The sequence below is a fragment of the Cellulosimicrobium sp. CpK407 genome, from assembly GCF_051844275.1.
Classification (GTDB): Bacteria; Actinomycetota; Actinomycetes; order Actinomycetales; family Cellulomonadaceae; genus Cellulosimicrobium; species Cellulosimicrobium cellulans_G.
On the sequence record NZ_JBGNYC010000052.1, the window covers coordinates 1 to 21008 of the forward strand.

Here is a 21008-nt window from a genome sequence, read left to right on the forward strand (position 1 = left end):
GCCCACGTGCTCGGCGAGCGCGACGGCGGCCCGCCACGCGAGGTTCGTCTCGTCGGTCGGCACCACGTCGGCCTGGAGCCCGGTCACGCCGAGCGAGACGCCCGAGCCCGGCGGCACGTGGTGGGCGACGACGTCCTCGCTCAGCCCGACGGCCTGGAAGATCGTCACGAGCGGGTGGTAGCCGTCGTCCTGCAGCGCCCCGACCCGGAGCGAGAGGTTGACCTTGCCGGGTGCGCGCACGCGGACGGACGGGGGTGGCGCGAGGGCGATGCGCGGCGGTCGCGGGGGTGTCACGCGTCCACTGTGCCAGGTCGTCCGGTGCGACGCTCCGCGGGTGCGGCGCCACGGGCGGGGCGCTCGCCGAGGCCGCCGCGCAGGACGAGCTGCTCGGCGACGCGCGCGAAGGCCGCGACGTCCAGCACCTCGCCGCGCGCCTGCGGGTCGACGTCGGCGGCCTCGAGCACCTCGGCGGCCACGCTCGCCGAGCCCGCGAGGCCGGACAGCGCGGAGCGCAGCATCTTGCGCCGCTGCGCGAAGGCCGCGTCGACGACGGCGAACACCTGCTCCCGGGTCGCGGTCGTGGTCGGCGGCTCGCGGCGGTCGAGGGCGACGAGCGCGGAGTCGACGTTCGGCACCGGCCAGAACACGCTGCGGCCGATCGTCCCGGCGCGGCGGGCGTCGGCGTACCAGGCGGCCTTGACCGAGGGGACGCCGTACGTGCGCGACCCGGGCGGGGCGGCGAGCCGGTCCGCGACCTCGGCCTGCACCATGACGAGCACGCGCTCGAGCGAGTCGAACCGCTCGAGGAACGTGAGCAGCACGGGCACCGCCACGTTGTACGGCAGGTTGGCGACCAGCGCCGTCGGGGGCTCCCCGGGCAGCGTCGTCACCTCCAGGGCGTCCGCGCCGACCACCTCGAGGCGGTCGCCGAGGTCGGGCACGTGCGCGGCGACCGTCGTCGGGAGCTGCTGCGCGAGGACCGGGTCGATCTCGACCGCGACGACGCTCGCGCCCGCCTCGAGCAGCCCCAGGGTCAGCGAGCCCAGCCCGGGCCCGACCTCGACGACGCGCTCCCCCGGGCGCACGTCCGCGGCCCGCACGATCTTGCGGACGGTGCCGCCGTCGTGCACGAAGTTCTGGCCGAGGGTCTTGGTGGGGCGGACGCCGAGGCGACCCGCCAGATCACGGATCTCGGCCGGACCCAGCAGGGCACCGCGGGTGTCGCTCATGACAGGCAAGCCTACCGACCGGGGCGGGGACGGTCCGGACGTCGCGGGGACGACGAGAGGGCGGGGCGCCGTGCGCCCCGCCCTCCCTGGTGCGGCCGTGTGTCGTGCTACCGGGTCAGAGAAGACCCAGCTTGCGGGCGCACGCGGGCCACTGGCCCCAGCCCGAGCGGGCCTGGAGCGCCTGGGCGCGCTGCGTCTGCTCGGCGGCCGAGGCCTCCGACGGGAGGCCGGAGCCGCCCATCGCCTGCCACGTCGAGAGCGAGAACTGGTAGAGGCCGTAGTAGCCGTTGCCCGTGTTCGTCGCGGGGTTGCCGCCGGACTCGCACTGCGCGAGCGCGCCCCAGACACCGCCGGGGGCGGAGCCGAGGTCGGCGGCCGGCGCGGACGAGCCGCCCGACGACGGCGTCGACGAGCGCTGCTGCGTCGTGGCCTTCGGCTCGGGCTTGGGGCGCTCCTTGGTGCCCTGCACGAGGATCTTGTTCACCGGCGGCGTGGTGACGCCCTCGGAGACGAGCTCGCGCGACTCCTCGACGCCGTCGACCGTGGTGACACGGTGCACGGTCGTGTGGACGCCCTCGACGCCCTCCTGCTTGACGACCGGGTCGAGGTCCTTGAAGCGGTTCGCGTCCTCCTCGGTGACCGTCTCGAACGGGACGGCCGCCGTGGTGGGCACCTCCTCGACCTTCACGCGCTGCACGACGAGCGAGACCGGCGCGGCGTCGGCCGCCGCCTCGGCGTCCTCGGTCGCGGCGGCGGTGGCCTCGGCGGGTGCCGCCTCGGCAGCGGCGTCGGCCTGAGCCGCGGCGATCTGCTCGGACTTCTCCACGTGGACGCGGTCGAGCTCGCCGAGCTGGATGCCCTGCTGGTCGAGGATCGCGTCGATGCCGATGCTGCCGTCGGGCGCGACCTTGGTCTCGCCGTCCGCGACGACGTTCACGGGGCCGTCCGCGTCGAGGCGGATCGGGAGCGACACGCGCTCGCCGGAGCGGGAGGCCACGAGGCGCACGTCGCTGCCGCGCGAGGCGAGGGTCGTCAGGGCCTCGTCCGCGTCGAGCGCGGTCAGCCAGACGGAGGACTGGGAGCCGTCGACCTGGACGGGCACCTCGCGCCCGTAGCGCACGACGACGTCGCCGCCGCCGCGCAGGGCGGAGTCGACGTCGGGCACGACGAGGTCGCGGTCGCCCACGGCGACGTCCTGCTCGGCGAGCAGGCCCTCGACGGACCCGGCGAACGTCGTGACGGTCGTGATCTGGCCGTCGACGTCGAGCTGGACGGTCTTGCGCGCGTTGCCGTAGGCGACGGCGCCGGTCGCGAGCAGGACGACGGCGGTGGCGCCGGCCACGAGGGGCCAGCGGCGGCGACGGCGGGCGGTGGTCGCGGGGCTCTGGGGGCTCTCCGCGGGGCCGTCGGTGAGGGTCGGGGGGTTCTGGAGGGTCGTGTCGGCGCTCTCGGGGGCGCCGGCCGCGTCAGCGGTCCGGTGGAAGGGGTTCTTCACTCGGGTCCAGTCGTCGGGGGTCCCGGGCACGGCGGCTCGACGGCGCGTGCGCGCCACCCGCGGCCCGCGGCGGACGTGCGTCCTCCGCGGCGGGCGCACACGTGCGTCCGCGGGTCTCGAGCGGCCGATCCGGCTGCCGGCGCCAACCCCGGCGCCCCTTCCCCAGGGCCCGACGACGGCGCACCGCCCGCGAGGTCCGGGCACGTCTCCCGCGGTCCGGACGGACCGTGGGGCATGCCGTTCGCACGCGAGCGACGTTCGACCGTAACCGATCCGTTATCCAAGTCCAACCCCTGCGCCGCTAGACTGGGAGGTTCTGTCCGGTTTTCATCATGTATGTCATGGCCACCTCCACGCGCTTCTCACCCGGCGTCACCGGCGCCGCCACGCGCGAGGACGTCGTCCACCGCGCCCGAGGTCGCACGCGCTGATCGCGCGGCCCGCTCCCCGATCCGAGCCAGCGTCGCCGCCAGCTCGGGCGGGTCGAGCACCGTCAGGTCGACGTCGAGGCCCAGCAGGAACCCGGCGAGCCGGGCGAGCGACGTGCCCCCGGTCTCGAGCACGCACGCGTCCGGCCCGTCGTCGACGAGCACGCCGGCGCCCGGCTCCATCCGGTCGGCCACCGTGCTCGCCGGCGCGTGCAGGCGCACGCGCGCGGGGTGCGCCCACGCCACCGAGCCGACGCCGCGGACGACGTGGGCGACCGCGTCGCCGCCCGGCACGGGGCGGGGCGTGAAGCGAGGCCCGCCGGGCGAGCGCAGGCGCAGCCGGTCGACGCGGAAGGTCCGCCAGTCGTCGCGGCCCTGGTCGAACGCCAGGAGGTACCACCGTCGCCCGACGTGCACGAGCCGGTACGGCTCGACCGCCCGGGACGTCGTCGTCCCGTCGTGGGCCCGGTACTCGATCCGGAGGCCTGTGCGGGCGGCGACGGCCGCCGCGATGTCGGCGAGCACGCGGGCGTCGACCGCCGGCCCGCCCACCGGCGCGCTCGCGACCGCGGCGCGCAGCGCGTCGGCCCGGGCGCGCAGCCGCGCGGGCAGCACCGTGTCGAGCTTGACGAGCGCGCGCCGCGCGGCGTCCTCGACCCCCGTGATCGACCCCGTGGCAGCGGCTCGCAGCGACACCGCCACGACCGCGGCCTCCTCGTCGTCGAGCAGGAGCGGGGGCAGCGCGGTCCCGGACCCGAGCCGGTAGCCGCCCGCCGTCCCCGGCGCCGACCGCACCTCGTACCCGAGGAGCCGCAGCCGCTCCACGTCGTTGCGGACCGTGCGGGTCGTGACGCCGAGCCGCTCCGCCAGCTCGGGCCCCGACCACGTCGGGCGTGTCGGGAGGAGCGCGAGCAGGCGCAGGAGTCGTACCGAGGTGTCGAGCACGGATCCATCCTCTCGCACCATGCGGAACCGCACGTTCCGCATGAGGTCCTACTGTCGTGGTGTCGGTCCCGCCGGGTCGACGACCGCGGTCCCCGGGACGGAACCGGGGACGACGACGAGGGAGACGAGCATGCTGCGTGGGATGGCGACGCTGAACCTGTGGGCCGACGACCTGGAGGCCGCGTCCGCGTGGTACTCGGAGGTCCTGGGGACGGACCCGTACTACGTCGTGCCCGGCGGGTACGTGGAGTTCCGCATCGGCGACCGCCAGGACGAGCTCGGCATCATCGCCCGGTCCTGGTCCCCGCGGCCCCAGCCGGAGACCCCCGGGGGCGCGATCGTGAACTGGCACGTCGACGACGTGCGCGACGCGTTCGCCCGGCTCCTCGCGCTCGGCGCGACCGAGTACGAGGGGGTCGTCGAGCGCGGCGAGGGCACCGGCTTCGTGACGGCGTCGGTGGTCGACCCGTTCGGCAACGTGCTGGGGATCATGCAGAACCCGCACTACCTCGAGATGCTCGAGCGCTAGCCCGGGCGCCCGCGGACCGCGGGCGCCTTATCGGCGCCGGCACCGCACCGGCGCCGCGACGGGTCTCAGTACCAGCCCTTGGCCACCGAGTGCGACCAGGCTGCGCACGGCGTGCCGTAGCGGCCCTCGATGTAGCCGAGGCCCCACGTGATCTGCGTCGCCGGGTTGGTCCGCCAGTCGGCGCCCGCGCTCGACATCTTGGACCCGGGCAGCGCCTGCGGGATCCCGTACGCGCTCGAGCTCGGGTTGTCGGCGTCGACCCGCCAGTTGCTCTCCTTGGTCCACAGCTTGTCGAGGCACGTGAACTCGTCGTCGCCCCACCCACGCTGGGCCGCGAGCGAGCGGCCGATCGCCCGCGCCGAGCCGGGGTCCACCGAGACCGAGACGTCCATCGTCCCGACCTTGATGATCTCGTTGCGCGGCTCCGTCGTGACCGTGCGCGTGAGGACCGTGCGCGACACCTCGGCACCGCCGAGGGTCTGGACGGCGTACGTCGTGGTCGCCTCGCCCACGCGGCCGGACTGGACGACGACCCGGTGCCCCTTCGGCAGGTTCGGGTCCTCGACCTCCTCCGTGGTGAAGGGCAGCACCTCGGTGACGGTCGTGGCCGACGCCGCGGCGCGGCTCACGAGGACGAGCATGCCGTCGACCGCGGCCGCGTCGAGCGGCGCGGACGTGCTGTCGCCCTCGGCCAGCACGATGCCCGCCGTCGCGAGGACGCCGCGCACCGTGGGCTCCGCCGTCGTGATGGGCATGACCGCGCCGTCGACGGCGACGTGGACGGTCTTGAGCGTGGAGACCCGGATCGGGTCGCGACCGAGCGCCTGGGTGCGGGACACCTCGGTGACGGCGCCCTCGGCGCGCAGGCCGAGGTAGGTGAGGAGCTCGCCGACGGTGCGCGCCGTCGTGGAGATCGTCTGGACCTGGCCGTCGATCTCGATCGTCACGTCGTGGCTCGTCCGGACGACGATCGTGCCGCCGTCGTGCGCGGAGTCCGTCAGACCCGGCTCGACGAGGTCCTCCGCGCCGACCGTGACGTCCTGGTAGTCGAGCACCTCGGCGACCGTCCGCCCGTACGCGGAGACGTCGTACAGCTCGCCGTCCACGTCGAGCGTGACGCTCTTCTGGAGCGAGGCGAACGCACCGGTGACGACCACGAGGCTCGCGACGACGACGCCCCGGGCCGCCAGCCGCTGCAGGCGCCGGCGACCGGTTCCGTCAGGTGCGAGCACGCGCACGGTCCCTTCTGGGGAGCGGCCCTCGGCGAGCGCCGAGAGCGAGGTGGGGCACGTCGTCGGCGCACGGCGCGCGACGCACGGACCTGACCGTAGCCGAAACGTGACCCAGGACGAAACCTCCGGTTCGCCCCGGAACGGGCGGTGCCGCGCGGCGACGGGTCCCCCTCCGTCGTGCCCGCCTCACCAGGGCCCGTAGACCGCGACCGACGTCGCGGCGAGCCGCGCGCAGACGTCCGCGAGCGGGAGCCCCACCACCTCGGCGACGGTACGGACCGTCGTCGGCAGCACGTACGGGGCGTTGGGACGGCCCCGGTACGGGTGCGGCGTGAGGTACGGCGCGTCCGTCTCGACGAGGACCTGCTCGAGCGGCACCTCCCGCAGGGAGGCCCGCAGCTCGTCGTTCGCGCGGAACGTCACCGGGCCCGCGAAGGACAGGTACCAGCCCTGCTCCGCGCAGAACCGGGCCATGGCGGCGTCGCCCGAGTAGCAGTGGAAGACCGTCCGCTCCGGCGCGCCGTCGCGCGCGAGGACGTCGAGCACCTGCGCGTGGGCGTCGCGGTCGTGGATCTGGAGCGCGAGGCCGAGCTCCTTAGCGAGTGCGACGTGCGCCCGGAACGCCTCCCGCTGTACAGCCTCGCCCTGCGGTCCGGTACGGAACAGGTCCATCCCCGTCTCGCCGATCGCCCGCACGCGGTCGTTCACGCGCGCGATCGCCGCGATCTCGGCGACGGCGTCGTCGAGCGGGACGTCGTGGTGCGCCTGCGGGTCGGGCGCGAGCCCGTCCGGCCCGACCTCCCGCACCCCACCGTGCAGCACGGCCTCGTTCGGATGGATGGCCACGGCCCCGAGCACCCGCCCCACCCCCGTCCCCCCACGGCCGACCAGGTGATCCTGGCTCGTCCCGGCGCCGGGACGAGCCAGGATCACCTGGTCGGCCGTGGGGGGACGGGGGTGGGGCGGGTGCTCGGGGCCGTGGCCATCCATCCGAACGAGGCCGTGCTGCACGGTGGGGTGCGGGAGGTCGGGCCGGACGGGCTCGCGCCCGACCCGCAGGCGCACCACGACGTCCCGCTCGACGACGCCGTCGCCGAGATCGCGGCGATCGCGCGCGTGAACGACCGCGTGCGGGCGATCGGCGAGACGGGGATGGACCTGTTCCGTACCGGACCGCAGGGCGAGGCTGTACAGCGGGAGGCGTTCCGGGCGCACGTCGCACTCGCTAAGGAGCTCGGCCTCGCGCTCCAGATCCACGACCGCGACGCCCACGCGCAGGTGCTCGACGTCCTCGCGCGCGACGGCGCGCCGGAGCGGACGGTCTTCCACTGCTACTCGGGCGACGCCGCCATGGCCCGGTTCTGCGCGGAGCAGGGCTGGTACCTGTCCTTCGCGGGCCCGGTGACGTTCCGCGCGAACGACGAGCTGCGGGCCTCCCTGCGGGAGGTGCCGCTCGAGCAGGTCCTCGTCGAGACGGACGCGCCGTACCTCACGCCGCACCCGTACCGGGGCCGTCCCAACGCCCCGTACGTGCTGCCGACGACGGTCCGTACCGTCGCCGAGGTGGTGGGGCTCCCGCTCGCGGACGTCTGCGCGCGGCTCGCCGCGACGTCGGTCGCGGTCTACGGGCCCTGGTGAGGCGGGCACGACGGAGGGGGACCCGTCGCCGCGCGGCACCGCCCGTTCCGGGGCGAACCGGAGGTTTCGTCCTGGGTCACGTTTCGGCTACGGTCAGGTCCGTGCGTCGCGCGCCGTGCGCCGACGACGTGCCCCACCTCGCTCTCGGCGCTCGCCGAGGGCCGCTCCCCAGAAGGGACCGTGCGCGTGCTCGCACCTGACGGAACCGGTCGCCGGCGCCTGCAGCGGCTGGCGGCCCGGGGCGTCGTCGTCGCGAGCCTCGTGGTCGTCACCGGTGCGTTCGCCTCGCTCCAGAAGAGCGTCACGCTCGACGTGGACGGCGAGCTGTACGACGTCTCCGCGTACGGGCGGACGGTCGCCGAGGTGCTCGACTACCAGGACGTCACGGTCGGCGCGGAGGACCTCGTCGAGCCGGGTCTGACGGACTCCGCGCACGACGGCGGCACGATCGTCGTCCGGACGAGCCACGACGTGACGATCGAGATCGACGGCCAGGTCCAGACGATCTCCACGACGGCGCGCACCGTCGGCGAGCTCCTCACCTACCTCGGCCTGCGCGCCGAGGGCGCCGTCACCGAGGTGTCCCGCACCCAGGCGCTCGGTCGCGACCCGATCCGGGTCTCCACGCTCAAGACCGTCCACGTCGCCGTCGACGGCGCGGTCATGCCCATCACGACGGCGGAGCCCACGGTGCGCGGCGTCCTCGCGACGGCGGGCATCGTGCTGGCCGAGGGCGACAGCACGTCCGCGCCGCTCGACGCGGCCGCGGTCGACGGCATGCTCGTCCTCGTGAGCCGCGCCGCGGCGTCGGCCACGACCGTCACCGAGGTGCTGCCCTTCACCACGGAGGAGGTCGAGGACCCGAACCTGCCGAAGGGGCACCGGGTCGTCGTCCAGTCCGGCCGCGTGGGCGAGGCGACCACGACGTACGCCGTCCAGACCCTCGGCGGTGCCGAGGTGTCGCGCACGGTCCTCACGCGCACGGTCACGACGGAGCCGCGCAACGAGATCATCAAGGTCGGGACGATGGACGTCTCGGTCTCGGTGGACCCCGGCTCGGCGCGGGCGATCGGCCGCTCGCTCGCGGCCCAGCGTGGGTGGGGCGACGACGAGTTCACGTGCCTCGACAAGCTGTGGACCAAGGAGAGCAACTGGCGGGTCGACGCCGACAACCCGAGCTCGAGCGCGTACGGGATCCCGCAGGCGCTGCCCGGGTCCAAGATGTCGAGCGCGGGCGCCGACTGGCGGACCAACCCGGCGACGCAGATCACGTGGGGCCTCGGCTACATCGAGGGCCGCTACGGCACGCCGTGCGCAGCCTGGTCGCACTCGGTGGCCAAGGGCTGGTACTGAGACCCGTCGCGGCGCCGGTGCGGTGCCGGCGCCGATAAGGCGCCCGCGGTCCGCGGGCGCCCGGGCTAGCGCTCGAGCATCTCGAGGTAGTGCGGGTTCTGCATGATCCCCAGCACGTTGCCGAACGGGTCGACCACCGACGCCGTCACGAAGCCGGTGCCCTCGCCGCGCTCGACGACCCCCTCGTACTCGGTCGCGCCGAGCGCGAGGAGCCGGGCGAACGCGTCGCGCACGTCGTCGACGTGCCAGTTCACGATCGCGCCCCCGGGGGTCTCCGGCTGGGGCCGCGGGGACCAGGACCGGGCGATGATGCCGAGCTCGTCCTGGCGGTCGCCGATGCGGAACTCCACGTACCCGCCGGGCACGACGTAGTACGGGTCCGTCCCCAGGACCTCCGAGTACCACGCGGACGCGGCCTCCAGGTCGTCGGCCCACAGGTTCAGCGTCGCCATCCCACGCAGCATGCTCGTCTCCCTCGTCGTCGTCCCCGGTTCCGTCCCGGGGACCGCGGTCGTCGACCCGGCGGGACCGACACCACGACAGTAGGACCTCATGCGGAACGTGCGGTTCCGCATGGTGCGAGAGGATGGATCCGTGCTCGACACCTCGGTACGACTCCTGCGCCTGCTCGCGCTCCTCCCGACACGCCCGACGTGGTCGGGGCCCGAGCTGGCGGAGCGGCTCGGCGTCACGACCCGCACGGTCCGCAACGACGTGGAGCGGCTGCGGCTCCTCGGGTACGAGGTGCGGTCGGCGCCGGGGACGGCGGGCGGCTACCGGCTCGGGTCCGGGACCGCGCTGCCCCCGCTCCTGCTCGACGACGAGGAGGCCGCGGTCGTGGCGGTGTCGCTGCGAGCCGCTGCCACGGGGTCGATCACGGGGGTCGAGGACGCCGCGCGGCGCGCGCTCGTCAAGCTCGACACGGTGCTGCCCGCGCGGCTGCGCGCCCGGGCCGACGCGCTGCGCGCCGCGGTCGCGAGCGCGCCGGTGGGCGGGCCGGCGGTCGACGCCCGCGTGCTCGCCGACATCGCGGCGGCCGTCGCCGCCCGCACAGGCCTCCGGATCGAGTACCGGGCCCACGACGGGACGACGACGTCCCGGGCGGTCGAGCCGTACCGGCTCGTGCACGTCGGGCGACGGTGGTACCTCCTGGCGTTCGACCAGGGCCGCGACGACTGGCGGACCTTCCGCGTCGACCGGCTGCGCCTGCGCTCGCCCGGCGGGCCTCGCTTCACGCCCCGCCCCGTGCCGGGCGGCGACGCGGTCGCCCACGTCGTCCGCGGCGTCGGCTCGGTGGCGTGGGCGCACCCCGCGCGCGTGCGCCTGCACGCGCCGGCGAGCACGGTGGCCGACCGGATGGAGCCGGGCGCCGGCGTGCTCGTCGACGACGGGCCGGACGCGTGCGTGCTCGAGACCGGGGGCACGTCGCTCGCCCGGCTCGCCGGGTTCCTGCTGGGCCTCGACGTCGACCTGACGGTGCTCGACCCGCCCGAGCTGGCGGCGACGCTGGCTCGGATCGGGGAGCGGGCCGCGCGATCAGCGCGTGCGACCTCGGGCGCGGTGGACGACGTCCTCGCGCGTGGCGGCGCCGGTGACGCCGGGTGAGAAGCGCGTGGAGGTGGCCATGACATACATGATGAAAACCGGACAGAACCTCCCAGTCTAGCGGCGCAGGGGTTGGACTTGGATAACGGATCGGTTACGGTCGAACGTCGCTCGCGTGCGAACGGCATGCCCCACGGTCCGTCCGGACCGCGGGAGACGTGCCCGGACCTCGCGGGCGGTGCGCCGTCGTCGGGCCCTGGGGAAGGGGCGCCGGGGTTGGCGCCGGCAGCCGGATCGGCCGCTCGAGACCCGCGGACGCACGTGTGCGCCCGCCGCGGAGGACGCACGTCCGCCGCGGGCCGCGGGTGGCGCGCACGCGCCGTCGAGCCGCCGTGCCCGGGACCCCCGACGACTGGACCCGAGTGAAGAACCCCTTCCACCGGACCGCTGACGCGGCCGGCGCCCCCGAGAGCGCCGACACGACCCTCCAGAACCCCCCGACCCTCACCGACGGCCCCGCGGAGAGCCCCCAGAGCCCCGCGACCACCGCCCGCCGTCGCCGCCGCTGGCCCCTCGTGGCCGGCGCCACCGCCGTCGTCCTGCTCGCGACCGGCGCCGTCGCCTACGGCAACGCGCGCAAGACCGTCCAGCTCGACGTCGACGGCCAGATCACGACCGTCACGACGTTCGCCGGGTCCGTCGAGGGCCTGCTCGCCGAGCAGGACGTCGCCGTGGGCGACCGCGACCTCGTCGTGCCCGACGTCGACTCCGCCCTGCGCGGCGGCGGCGACGTCGTCGTGCGCTACGGGCGCGAGGTGCCCGTCCAGGTCGACGGCTCCCAGTCCTCCGTCTGGCTGACCGCGCTCGACGCGGACGAGGCCCTGACGACCCTCGCCTCGCGCGGCAGCGACGTGCGCCTCGTGGCCTCCCGCTCCGGCGAGCGCGTGTCGCTCCCGATCCGCCTCGACGCGGACGGCCCCGTGAACGTCGTCGCGGACGGCGAGACCAAGGTCGCGCCCGACGGCAGCATCGGCATCGACGCGATCCTCGACCAGCAGGGCATCCAGCTCGGCGAGCTCGACCGCGTCCACGTGGAGAAGTCCGAGCAGATCGCCGCGGCTCAGGCCGACGCCGCTGCCGAGGCGGCACCCGCCGAGGCCACCGCCGCCGCGACCGAGGACGCCGAGGCGGCGGCCGACGCCGCGCCGGTCTCGCTCGTCGTGCAGCGCGTGAAGGTCGAGGAGGTGCCCACCACGGCGGCCGTCCCGTTCGAGACGGTCACCGAGGAGGACGCGAACCGCTTCAAGGACCTCGACCCGGTCGTCAAGCAGGAGGGCGTCGAGGGCGTCCACACGACCGTGCACCGTGTCACCACGGTCGACGGCGTCGAGGAGTCGCGCGAGCTCGTCTCCGAGGGCGTCACCACGCCGCCGGTGAACAAGATCCTCGTGCAGGGCACCAAGGAGCGCCCCAAGCCCGAGCCGAAGGCCACGACGCAGCAGCGCTCGTCGACGCCGTCGTCGGGCGGCTCGTCCGCGCCGGCCGCCGACCTCGGCTCCGCCCCCGGCGGTGTCTGGGGCGCGCTCGCGCAGTGCGAGTCCGGCGGCAACCCCGCGACGAACACGGGCAACGGCTACTACGGCCTCTACCAGTTCTCGCTCTCGACGTGGCAGGCGATGGGCGGCTCCGGCCTCCCGTCGGAGGCCTCGGCCGCCGAGCAGACGCAGCGCGCCCAGGCGCTCCAGGCCCGCTCGGGCTGGGGCCAGTGGCCCGCGTGCGCCCGCAAGCTGGGTCTTCTCTGACCCGGTAGCACGACACACGGCCGCACCAGGGAGGGCGGGGCGCACGGCGCCCCGCCCTCTCGTCGTCCCCGCGACGTCCGGACCGTCCCCGCCCCGGTCGGTAGGCTTGCCTGTCATGAGCGACACCCGCGGTGCCCTGCTGGGTCCGGCCGAGATCCGTGATCTGGCGGGTCGCCTCGGCGTCCGCCCCACCAAGACCCTCGGCCAGAACTTCGTGCACGACGGCGGCACCGTCCGCAAGATCGTGCGGGCCGCGGACGTGCGCCCGGGGGAGCGCGTCGTCGAGGTCGGGCCCGGGCTGGGCTCGCTGACCCTGGGGCTGCTCGAGGCGGGCGCGAGCGTCGTCGCGGTCGAGATCGACCCGGTCCTCGCGCAGCAGCTCCCGACGACGGTCGCCGCGCACGTGCCCGACCTCGGCGACCGCCTCGAGGTGGTCGGCGCGGACGCCCTGGAGGTGACGACGCTGCCCGGGGAGCCCCCGACGGCGCTGGTCGCCAACCTGCCGTACAACGTGGCGGTGCCCGTGCTGCTCACGTTCCTCGAGCGGTTCGACTCGCTCGAGCGCGTGCTCGTCATGGTGCAGGCCGAGGTCGCGGACCGGCTCGCCGCCCCGCCCGGGTCGCGCACGTACGGCGTCCCCTCGGTCAAGGCCGCCTGGTACGCCGACGCCCGCCGCGCCGGGACGATCGGCCGCAGCGTGTTCTGGCCGGTGCCGAACGTCGACTCCGCGCTCGTCGCCCTCGACCGCCGCGAGCCGCCGACCACGACCGCGACCCGGGAGCAGGTGTTCGCCGTCGTCGACGCGGCCTTCGCGCAGCGGCGCAAGATGCTGCGCTCCGCGCTGTCCGGCCTCGCGGGCTCGGCGAGCGTGGCCGCCGAGGTGCTCGAGGCCGCCGACGTCGACCCGCAGGCGCGCGGCGAGGTGCTGGACGTCGCGGCCTTCGCGCGCGTCGCCGAGCAGCTCGTCCTGCGCGGCGGCCTCGGCGAGCGCCCCGCCCGTGGCGCCGCACCCGCGGAGCGTCGCACCGGACGACCTGGCACAGTGGACGCGTGACACCCCCGCGACCGCCGCGCATCGCCCTCGCGCCACCCCCGTCCGTCCGCGTGCGCGCACCCGGCAAGGTCAACCTCTCGCTCCGGGTCGGGGCGCTGCAGGACGACGGCTACCACCCGCTCGTGACGATCTTCCAGGCCGTCGGGCTGAGCGAGGACGTCGTCGCCCACCACGTGCCGCCGGGCTCGGGCGTCTCGCTCGGCGTGACCGGGCTCCAGGCCGACGTGGTGCCGACCGACGAGACGAACCTCGCGTGGCGGGCCGCCGTCGCGCTCGCCGAGCACGTGGGCGTCGACCCCGACGTGCGGCTCGAGATCCACAAGGAGGTCCCCGTCGCGGGCGGCATGGCGGGCGGCTCCGCCGACGCGGCCGCCGCGCTCGTCGCGTGCGACGCGCTCTGGGAGACGGGCGTGCCCCGCGCCGACCTCGTCCGCCTCGCCGCGGGGCTCGGTGCGGACGTCGCGTTCGGTCTGGTCGGGCACACCGCCGTCGGGACGGGGCGCGGCGACGTGCTCACGCCCGCGATGACGCGCGGCGAGTTCCACTGGGTCTTCGCCGTCCAGGCCGACGGACTCTCCACGCCGGAGGTGTACCGCACGTTCGACGAGACCGTCGGCGGCCCGGCCGAGCTCGACCTCGCCGAGGACACCGCGCTCATGCAGGCCCTGCGTGCCGGGGACGCGGTCGGGCTCGGGCAGGTGCTGCGCAACGACCTCCAGGGCCCCGCGCTCGCCCTGCGCCCCGAGCTGCAGCGGACCCTCGACGTCGCGACCGAGGCCGGCGCGCTCGGCGCGATCGTCTCCGGCTCCGGCCCGACGGTCGCCGCCCTCGCGCGCAGCCGCCAGCACGCGCTCGCGATCGCCGCGTCGTGGACCGCGAACGACGCGTGCGACACCGTCTGGTGCACCACCGCGCCCGCCGCCGGCGCCCGCGTCGTCGCCCACTGACCGCCCGCCGACGCGAGGCCCGCCACGCGCCGGACGGGGCGTTCGCGTAGTGTCGCCGTCATGTCAGGGGACAGGCTCGGACTGCGCAGCCTGCGGCTCGACGCCGCGTACTGCCTCGTGCTCGGCGGCGCGGTCGCCGCACTCGCTCCGTCGTGGGCGCCGGCGCTGGGAGTGCCGGTGCCGGTCGTCGCGGGGATCGGGGTCGCGGTGGTGGTCTGGGCGGCCGCCGTCGCCTGGATGGCTGCGCGGCTGCGGCTGCGCGTCGCCCTCCGCACGGTCATGGTCGCGAACGTCGTCGCCGCCGCTGCCGTCGCCGCGTTCTCGGCGACGACGGCGGGCGTCCTCGTGCTGCTCGCGGTCCTCGCGGTCGCGGCGGACGTCGGGCTGTTCGCGGGCTCCCAGGCCGTCGCGCTGCGCCGGTTGGGCGCCGCCCCGGGCGGCGCGTCCGCGCAGTCGCCCGGCCCGGCGGTCTAGCGGTCGCGCAGCCAGGCGAGCTGACGGGCGAAGCGGTAGCCCTGGCCGCCCTCGTGCTCGTTGTAGCGGTAGACGTCGATCGCGCGCTCGGCCTCGGGCGCCGCCCCGGCGGCCGCGCCCCAGCCGTTGTACGCCGCGTAGACGGTGGACGGCGGGCAGACCTGGTCCATGAGCGCGACGGAGAACAGCGCCGGCGCGGTGGCGCGGCGGCCGAGCACCGCCCCGTCGAGGTAGGACAGCGTGCGGAACACGGTCTCCTCCGCGTCGCGGTGGACGGCGAGGTAGCGCGTCAGCTCGCGGTACGGGTCGCGGTCGGTGATCTCGACGGCGCGGCGGTAGTGGCACAGGAACGGGACGTCCGGGAGGGCCGCGACGAGCCCGTCGGCGAGGCCCGCGACGGCGATGGCGATGCCGCCGCCCTGGCTCACGCCGTGCACGGCGACGCGCTCGGGGTCGACGCCGGGCACCGAGCGCACGGCGTCGACCGCCCGCACGCCGTCGGTGAAGACGCGGCGGTAGTAGTGGTCGTGCGGGTCCTCGATGCCGCGCGTGAGGACGCCCGGGACGGCGGGCCCCGACCCGGCCGGGTCGGGCGTGCCGCCGCCGCTGCCCCACTGGCTGCCCTGCCCGCGCGTGTCGACGACGAGGTGCGCGTACCCGGCGTTCGCCCACGCGAGGTGCTCGTGGGGCAGCCCGCGACCGCCGCCGTACCCGAGGAACTCGACGACCGCGGGCAGCGGGGCGTCGTCGCCGGCCGCGGCGGCGCGGGCGGCCTCGGCGGGCCGCACGAGCCACGCCTTGACGGGCTGGCCGGCGAACCCGGGGAACGTCACGTCGTCGACGACGACCAGGTCGAGGCCGGTCTCCACGCGCTCCAGCCGCACCGTCCCGGCCGGGTCCCCGCCCGCCTCGCGCGACTCCGCGAGGGTCCGCGCCCAGAAGGCGTCGAGGTCGGCGGGCTCGTCGAGCACGGGGGCGTAGGTCTCGAGCTCGGCGAGGGGCAGGTCGAAGAGCGGCACGGGGCGATCCTCCGGTCAATACGTCTGATGTCCGACATTCAGGTGCGGTCGGGACGACTCTAGCGTCGAGGCCCGGCGCACCGTGAGGACGCTAATAATGCGCATCATCCCTTTGACCTGCGCCGTGCCCGTCCGGCGACACTGCCAGCAGCCCACGTCTCCACGTGGCGCCCGGCGGCGACGACGCCGCCGGCGAGGAACCGACGGAGGTCCCCTGTGAGAACCCGAGCAGCAGCACCACGCCGCAGACCGCGCGCCGTGGCGACGGCGGTCGCCACCCTGACGGCGGTCCTCGCCGCCGGGGCGGTCGTCCCCGCGGCGGCCCTCGCCGCGGGACCGCCGCCCGCGGTCACGGCCGTCACCACGACCGGGGCGACGACCGGGGCGACGGCCGACGGCCCGTCCGCGTCCGACCTGCCCGTGTTCGAGTACCGCGGCGTGGTCACCGACAAGGAGTCGATGATCTACAACCCGACGGACGAGTTCATCTTCCCGAGCGTCTTCCACGCGGGCGCGTACCTCGACGACCCGCTGGGGGAGTGGTACCTCTACTACGCCCCGCACGACTCCCCGGGCGGGATCTCGCTCATGTACGCCGACTCGCTCGAGGGCCCGTGGACGGAGTACGCGCACAACCCGATCGTCGCGAACGAGTGGCTGCCCTTCTACGAGCGGGTCTCGCACGTCTCGTCGCCCGACGTCCTGTGGGACGACGCGGCCGACGAGGTGCTGCTGTACTTCCACGGCGAGAACTCGACGACGCGGTGGGCGACGTCGCCCGACGGCGTGACGTTCGACGACTCCGGGATCGCGGTCACCAACGCCGACGGCGGTGCCGGGACCACCGAGACGTCGTACGCGCGCGTCGTCGAGCACCCGGACCCGTCGTCCGGCTACCGGTTCGCCATGACGTACATGCAGAACCGGACCGACAACATCCGGCGCATCAAGGTGGCCGAGTCGGTCGACGGCAAGACCTGGGACGTGCGGCCCGACCCGCTCGTCGTGCCCGACGCCGCGACCGGCACGAACGTGTCCGGCGGCAACCTGTGGGAGTGGGAGGGCCAGCTCTACGTGGTCTACCACGGGTCCACGGGCATCACGTTCGCCCGCACGCTCGACCCGACGATGACCGAGGTCGGGCCGCGCTGGGAGCTGCACCGGGCCAGCGGCGTCGGTGACGACACCGGGCGGGTGGCTGCGCCCGAGATCGTGACCGACGGCGACGAGACCTACCTCTTCTACGAGTCCGGCGACCGGCTGGGCGCGACGATCGCGTGGGCGCAGCGCGACCCCGACGCCGTCCGCCCGCCCGAGCCAGGCCAGGACCCCGACCCGCTGCGCGAGCAGTGCAGCGGCGCCGCGTCCGACGAGTTCGACGGCGAGTCCCTCGACCCGGCGCTCTGGTCGGTCGTCCGGGCGGGCACCGCTCGCCACGAGCTCGTGGACGGCGCGCTGCGCGTCCCGACCTACCCGACCGGCGTCGCGGGCGCGTCGCTGCCGCTGCAGGCGGTCCCGGACGGGCCGTGGGAGGTCACGACGGCCGTCTCCGTCTCCCCGACCGAGCGCTTCCAGCAGGGCGGGCTGCTCCTGTACCGCGACGACGCGAACTACGCGAAGCTCGACCTCGTGCACGGCTCGCTCGGCCCGCGCCTCGAGTTCATCTGGCGCCAGAACGGCACCGACCGCAACACGGGGTTCGACTCGGTCGTCCCGCCGGCAGGGCTCGGCGAGACCTTCTGGCTGCGCCTCACGAGCGACGGGAGCGCCGTGCAGGCGTCGGTGTCGGTCGACGGCGTCGAGTTCGCGCCCTGGGGCCGCACCGTGGACGTCGCGGCGCTCGGTGCGACGGGCGTCGGGCCGTTCGCGATGCGCGGCTCCGCGACGCCGCCGGAGATCGTCGCGTCGTTCGACTGGTTCCGGTGGACCCCGACCGCCGAGGAGGCGGCCGCGTGCGACGACGACGCGCCCGCCGTCGAGGTGCAGGCCGTGACGCGCTGCCTCGCGGGCCGCGCGTACGTCGCGGTGACCGCGCGCAACGAGGGGGACGCCGCGGCGACGGTCCGGCTCGTGACGCCGTTCGGCGAGCGCACCGTGGCCGACGTCGCGCCCGGGCGCAGCGCCTACCAGTCCTTCGCGACGCGCTCGACGTCGGTCGCGGCCGGGGAGGCGAGGGTCGACGTCGCCGGGCCGGACGGCGTCGGGCGTGGCTCGACCTCGGCGACCTACGACGCGCTGACCTGCGGGTAGCGCGGCCGACGAGCACCGCACAGCGGGCCCAGGGATGCACCTCGGAGGTGCGTCCCTGGGCCCGTCGTGCATCCTCCGGCGGACGCCCGCCGGGGCGGCGGCGACCGTCGCGCCTCCGATTATGCGGATCACCGGCGACGGACCGAGGCCCGGAGTGCCAGCGTTCGCGACGTAATAATGCGTATTACTGCGTTGACCCGCACGCGCCGCTCTGGCGAGACTCCTCGCACGTCATCGACGACGTGATCGAGGAGGATCCATGCCGAGGCACCGCATCACCCAGGCCGACGTCGCCGCCATGGCCGGCGTCAGCCAGGCGACGGTCTCGTTCGTGCTGAACGACAGCACGCCCGCCGGGGTGCGGATCAGCGAGGAGACCCGTCAGCGCGTGCTCGACGCGATCCGCATCACCGGCTACTCGGCGAACCCCGTGGCCCAGCGCCTCGCGGGCGGGCACAACCAGATCCTGGGCGTCTTCACCTACGAGGCGACGTTCCCGCGCGCCGGCCGTGACTTCTACGGCCCGTTCCTGGTCGGCATCGAGCACGCGGCCGAGAAGCTGGGCATCGACATCCTGCTGTTCACGAGCGCGCGCGTCGTCGACGGCCGGCGCCGGCTCACGCGCGACGGCTGGCAGCGCCTCGGGATCGCCGACGGCTGTCTGCTGCTCGGCCAGCACGAGGACCGGGGCGAGCTCCAGCACCTGCTCGACACCAACTACCCGTTCGTCTTCATCGGCAAGCGCGGGAGCGACGGCGGGCGCCTGCCCTACGTCGGCGCCGACTACGTCGCGGCGACGGCGCGCCAGGTCGAGCGCCTCGTCACGCTCGGCCACGAGCGCATCGGCTACGTCGGGCCGCGCGGCACCGACCAGCCGACGCTCGACCGCGTCGACGCCTACCGCGCCACGATGAAGGCGCACGGGCTCACCGTGCGCTTCGTCGAGCTCGACGACGTCCCGGCCACGGCCGCGGAGATCGTCGACCAGCGCCTCACGGCCGTCGTCGTCGCCCCCGAGAACTACCCCGAGGAGCTCGTCGACGAGCTCGAGGGGCGCGGGGTCCGCGTGCCCGACGACGTCTCCTTCCTCCTCCTGGGCCAGCCCCACCACGGGCGTCCGGGCGGTCGCCGGTGGTCCGGGTTCTCGATCCCGCGCGAGGAGATGGGGGCACGCGCCCTCGTCCTGCTCTCGCGTCTCGTCGCCGAGTCCGGCTCGGGCCGTTCCGACCGCAGGTCCGCGCGCGCCGCCCGGGTCCCCGAGGACGAGCTGCACCAGCTCCTCGAGTGCGTCGACGTCGACGGCGAGACCGTCGCCGCGCCACCGCCCGCGCCGCCCCCCGGGGCCAGATCGTCCTTGCCGACCTCAGAGCACCCGAGCACCAGAGAAACGGAACCAGCGTGACCCATCCAGACCTCCAGGCAGACGTCCTCGTCGTCGGCGGCGGGCTCGGCGGCGTCGCCGCCGCGCTCGCGGCCGCGGAGCGGGGCGCCCGCGTCGTCCTCACCGAGGAGCACCCGTGGATCGGCGGGCAGCTCACGTCCCAGGCGGTGCCGCCGGACGAGAGCGCGTGGGTCGAGCGCTTCGGCGTGACCGCGCGCTACCGCGCGCTGCGCGACGGCATCCGCGACGTGTACCGCCGCTCGTACCCGCTCACGGACGCCGCGCGCTCGTGGGACGCCCTCAACCCCGGCGCGGGCTGGGTCTCCAAGCTGTGCCACGAGCCGCGCGTCGCGGTCGGGGTGCTCGAGGAGATGCTCGCCCCGTGGCGGTCCGCGGGCCGTATCCGTCTCCTGGAGCGCGTGCGCCCGACGGCGGCGACCACCGACGGCGACCGCGTCACCTCCGTGACGCTCGCCCCGGTCACCGCCGACGCCGCGGGCGCGACCGTGACGGTGCACGCGGCGTTCGTCGTCGACGCGACCGAGACGGGCGAGCTCCTGCCGCTCACGGGCACGGAGTACGTCACGGGGTTCGAGTCGAACCGCGAGACCGGGGAGCCGAGCGCGCCGGACGAGGCGCAGCCCGACAACGTGCAGGCGCTGAGCGTGTGCTTCGCCGTCGAGCACGTGGACGGCGACCACACGATCGACCGCCCCGAGCGCTACGACTTCTGGAGCACGTACACCCCGGGCCCGTGGAACGGGCGGCGCATGCTGTCGTGGGAGGCGCCGAACCCGCGCACGCTCGCGATGGACGTGCGGTCCTTCACGCCGAACCCGGGCGACGACGCACGGGCCGTCGACGCCGACCAGTCGAAGAACCCGGGCGACGGCAACCTGTGGACCTTCCGGCGCATCGCGGCGCGCGACCTGTTCGCGCCCGGCCACTACGCGAGCGACCTGTGCCTCGTGAACTGGCCGAGCATCGACTACTTCCTCGCGCCGGTGCTCGACGTGCCGCGCGACGTCGAGGAGGCGCGGATCGCCGACGCCCGTCAGCTCAGTCTGTCGATGCTGTACTGGATGCAGACCGAGGCACCCCGCCCCGACGGCGGGACGGGGTTCCCCGGACTGCGCCTGCGGCCCGACGTCATGGGCTCGGCCGACGGCCTCGCGCAGGCGGCCTACCACCGCGAGTCGCGCCGCCTGCGCGCGGTGACGACGGTGACGGAGAACGACGTCTCGTACGCCGTGCGCGGCGACCGGGGCGCGACGCGCTACGACGACTCGGTCGGCGTCGGCATGTACCGGATCGACCTGCACCCCTCCACGGGCGGCGACACGTACATCGACGTCGCCTCGACGCCGTTCGAGATCCCGCTCGGCGCGCTGCTGCCGCAGCGCGTGACCAACCTGCTCGCGGCCAACAAGAACATCGGCACGACGCACATCACCAACGGCTGCTACCGCCTGCACCCGGTCGAGTGGAACATCGGCGAGGCCGCCGGCCACCTCGCGGCCCACTGCCTCGCGACCGGGCGCACGCCGCACGCCGTCCAGTCCAAGGCCGACCTGCTCGCCGACTACCAGGACGAGCTCGTCCGGGCCGGCGTCGAGCTGCGCTGGCCCGCCGAGGCGCACCCCTACTGACGCGGGCCCCGCCCGCACCCGACACGCCCACCTCAGTC

The 21008-nt window shown here is 75.2% G+C and carries 18 protein-coding genes and 1 pseudogene; 11 read left to right on the plus strand and 8 right to left on the minus strand.

Translation table 11 applies throughout. The annotated features are described in order from the left end of the window. The 4 genes and pseudogenes from ABWU78_RS17700 to ABWU78_RS17715 all read right to left on the minus strand — a co-directional run. Positions 1 to 294 (minus strand): annotated as a pseudogene (locus tag ABWU78_RS17700) (4-(cytidine 5'-diphospho)-2-C-methyl-D-erythritol kinase); the annotation flags it as partial. Continuing rightward, positions 291 to 1229 carry a 16S rRNA (adenine(1518)-N(6)/adenine(1519)-N(6))-dimethyltransferase RsmA gene (gene rsmA, locus ABWU78_RS17705; RefSeq protein WP_253052839.1) on the minus strand — a complete coding sequence of 313 codons (939 nt, stop codon included), beginning with the start codon at positions 1227 to 1229 and terminating at the stop codon, positions 291 to 293. The gene rsmA (ABWU78_RS17705) and the pseudogene ABWU78_RS17700, both read right to left, overlap by 4 nt. A gap of 115 nt (positions 1230 to 1344) precedes the next feature. Continuing rightward, positions 1345 to 2754 (minus strand): transglycosylase family protein, encoded by a 1410-nt coding sequence (locus tag ABWU78_RS17710; RefSeq protein WP_353708560.1) that lies wholly within the window; start codon positions 2752 to 2754, stop codon positions 1345 to 1347. 332 nt (positions 2755 to 3086) lie between these two features. Further along, positions 3087 to 4097, minus strand: coding sequence for a helix-turn-helix transcriptional regulator (locus ABWU78_RS17715; RefSeq protein ID WP_439159086.1), 1011 nt, complete (start codon positions 4095 to 4097; stop codon positions 3087 to 3089). Between the two features lie 130 nt (positions 4098 to 4227). On the opposite strand from ABWU78_RS17715, the gene ABWU78_RS17720 reads away from it, so the two are divergent. Next, positions 4228 to 4626: a VOC family protein gene (locus tag ABWU78_RS17720; RefSeq protein ID WP_439159087.1), complete on the plus strand. Its 399-nt coding sequence runs from the start codon at positions 4228 to 4230 to the stop codon at positions 4624 to 4626. 65 nt (positions 4627 to 4691) lie between these two features. Here the strand turns inward: ABWU78_RS17720 and ABWU78_RS17725 are convergent, their stop codons facing one another. Together ABWU78_RS17725 and ABWU78_RS17730 are read right to left on the minus strand one after the other, a co-directional pair. Continuing rightward, entirely contained in the window at positions 4692 to 5858 is a 1167-nt protein-coding gene (locus ABWU78_RS17725; protein ID WP_439159088.1) for a ubiquitin-like domain-containing protein, read from the minus strand. A 186-nt stretch (positions 5859 to 6044) separates the two neighbouring features. Beyond that, positions 6045 to 6923: a TatD family hydrolase gene (locus tag ABWU78_RS17730; protein WP_439159089.1), complete on the minus strand. Its 879-nt coding sequence runs from the start codon at positions 6921 to 6923 to the stop codon at positions 6045 to 6047. On the opposite strand from ABWU78_RS17730, the gene ABWU78_RS17735 reads away from it, so the two are divergent. Both ABWU78_RS17735 and ABWU78_RS17740 read left to right on the plus strand, forming a co-directional pair. Then, complete coding sequence (locus tag ABWU78_RS17735) at positions 6837 to 7496, plus strand: TatD family hydrolase (RefSeq protein ID WP_439159090.1); 660 nt, start codon at positions 6837 to 6839, stop codon at positions 7494 to 7496. The genes ABWU78_RS17730 and ABWU78_RS17735 overlap by 87 nt on opposite strands. A gap of 186 nt (positions 7497 to 7682) precedes the next feature. Beyond that, positions 7683 to 8849 (plus strand): ubiquitin-like domain-containing protein, encoded by a 1167-nt coding sequence (locus ABWU78_RS17740; protein ID WP_439159088.1) that lies wholly within the window; start codon positions 7683 to 7685, stop codon positions 8847 to 8849. Between the two features lie 65 nt (positions 8850 to 8914). Here the strand turns inward: ABWU78_RS17740 and ABWU78_RS17745 are convergent, their stop codons facing one another. Next, the gene (locus tag ABWU78_RS17745; protein WP_439159087.1) at positions 8915 to 9313 is read right to left on the minus strand and encodes a VOC family protein; all 399 of its coding nucleotides are present in this window, start codon (positions 9311 to 9313) and stop codon (positions 8915 to 8917) included. A 130-nt stretch (positions 9314 to 9443) separates the two neighbouring features. On the opposite strand from ABWU78_RS17745, the gene ABWU78_RS17750 reads away from it, so the two are divergent. From ABWU78_RS17750 to ABWU78_RS17770, 5 genes are all read left to right on the plus strand, one after another. After that, positions 9444 to 10454, plus strand: coding sequence for a helix-turn-helix transcriptional regulator (locus tag ABWU78_RS17750; protein WP_439159086.1), 1011 nt, complete (start codon positions 9444 to 9446; stop codon positions 10452 to 10454). A 332-nt stretch (positions 10455 to 10786) separates the two neighbouring features. Continuing rightward, positions 10787 to 12196 (plus strand): transglycosylase family protein, encoded by a 1410-nt coding sequence (locus tag ABWU78_RS17755; RefSeq protein ID WP_353708560.1) that lies wholly within the window; start codon positions 10787 to 10789, stop codon positions 12194 to 12196. 115 nt (positions 12197 to 12311) lie between these two features. Beyond that, positions 12312 to 13250, plus strand: a complete 939-nt coding sequence (gene rsmA / locus ABWU78_RS17760) for a 16S rRNA (adenine(1518)-N(6)/adenine(1519)-N(6))-dimethyltransferase RsmA (RefSeq protein WP_253052839.1) — start codon at positions 12312 to 12314, stop codon at positions 13248 to 13250. Then, positions 13247 to 14197, plus strand: a complete 951-nt coding sequence (locus tag ABWU78_RS17765; protein WP_353708561.1) for a 4-(cytidine 5'-diphospho)-2-C-methyl-D-erythritol kinase — start codon at positions 13247 to 13249, stop codon at positions 14195 to 14197. Before rsmA (ABWU78_RS17760) ends, ABWU78_RS17765 begins: the two co-directional genes overlap by 4 nt. Positions 14198 to 14257: 60 nt before the next feature. Beyond that, entirely contained in the window at positions 14258 to 14671 is a 414-nt protein-coding gene (locus tag ABWU78_RS17770; protein WP_439159091.1) for a hypothetical protein, read from the plus strand. On the opposite strand, the gene ABWU78_RS17775 is transcribed toward ABWU78_RS17770, so the two are convergent. Then, positions 14668 to 15690 (minus strand): acetylxylan esterase, encoded by a 1023-nt coding sequence (locus tag ABWU78_RS17775; protein ID WP_439159092.1) that lies wholly within the window; start codon positions 15688 to 15690, stop codon positions 14668 to 14670. The two genes, ABWU78_RS17770 and ABWU78_RS17775, sit on opposite strands and share 4 nt — an antisense overlap. A 258-nt stretch (positions 15691 to 15948) precedes the next feature. On the opposite strand from ABWU78_RS17775, the gene ABWU78_RS17780 reads away from it, so the two are divergent. The 3 genes from ABWU78_RS17780 (at position 15949) to ABWU78_RS17790 (ending at position 20970) form a co-directional block, all read left to right on the plus strand. Next, entirely contained in the window at positions 15949 to 17940 is a 1992-nt protein-coding gene (locus ABWU78_RS17780; protein ID WP_439159093.1) for a DUF1349 domain-containing protein, read from the plus strand. Positions 17941 to 18199: 259 nt separating this feature from the next. Beyond that, the gene (locus tag ABWU78_RS17785) at positions 18200 to 19342 is read left to right on the plus strand and encodes a LacI family DNA-binding transcriptional regulator (protein WP_253052849.1); all 1143 of its coding nucleotides are present in this window, start codon (positions 18200 to 18202) and stop codon (positions 19340 to 19342) included. Next, a complete protein-coding gene (locus tag ABWU78_RS17790) occupies positions 19339 to 20970 on the plus strand; it encodes an FAD-dependent oxidoreductase (RefSeq protein WP_439159094.1) in 1632 nt (543 codons plus the stop codon). Before ABWU78_RS17785 ends, ABWU78_RS17790 begins: the two co-directional genes overlap by 4 nt. Positions 20971 to 21008 lie beyond the last annotated feature (38 nt).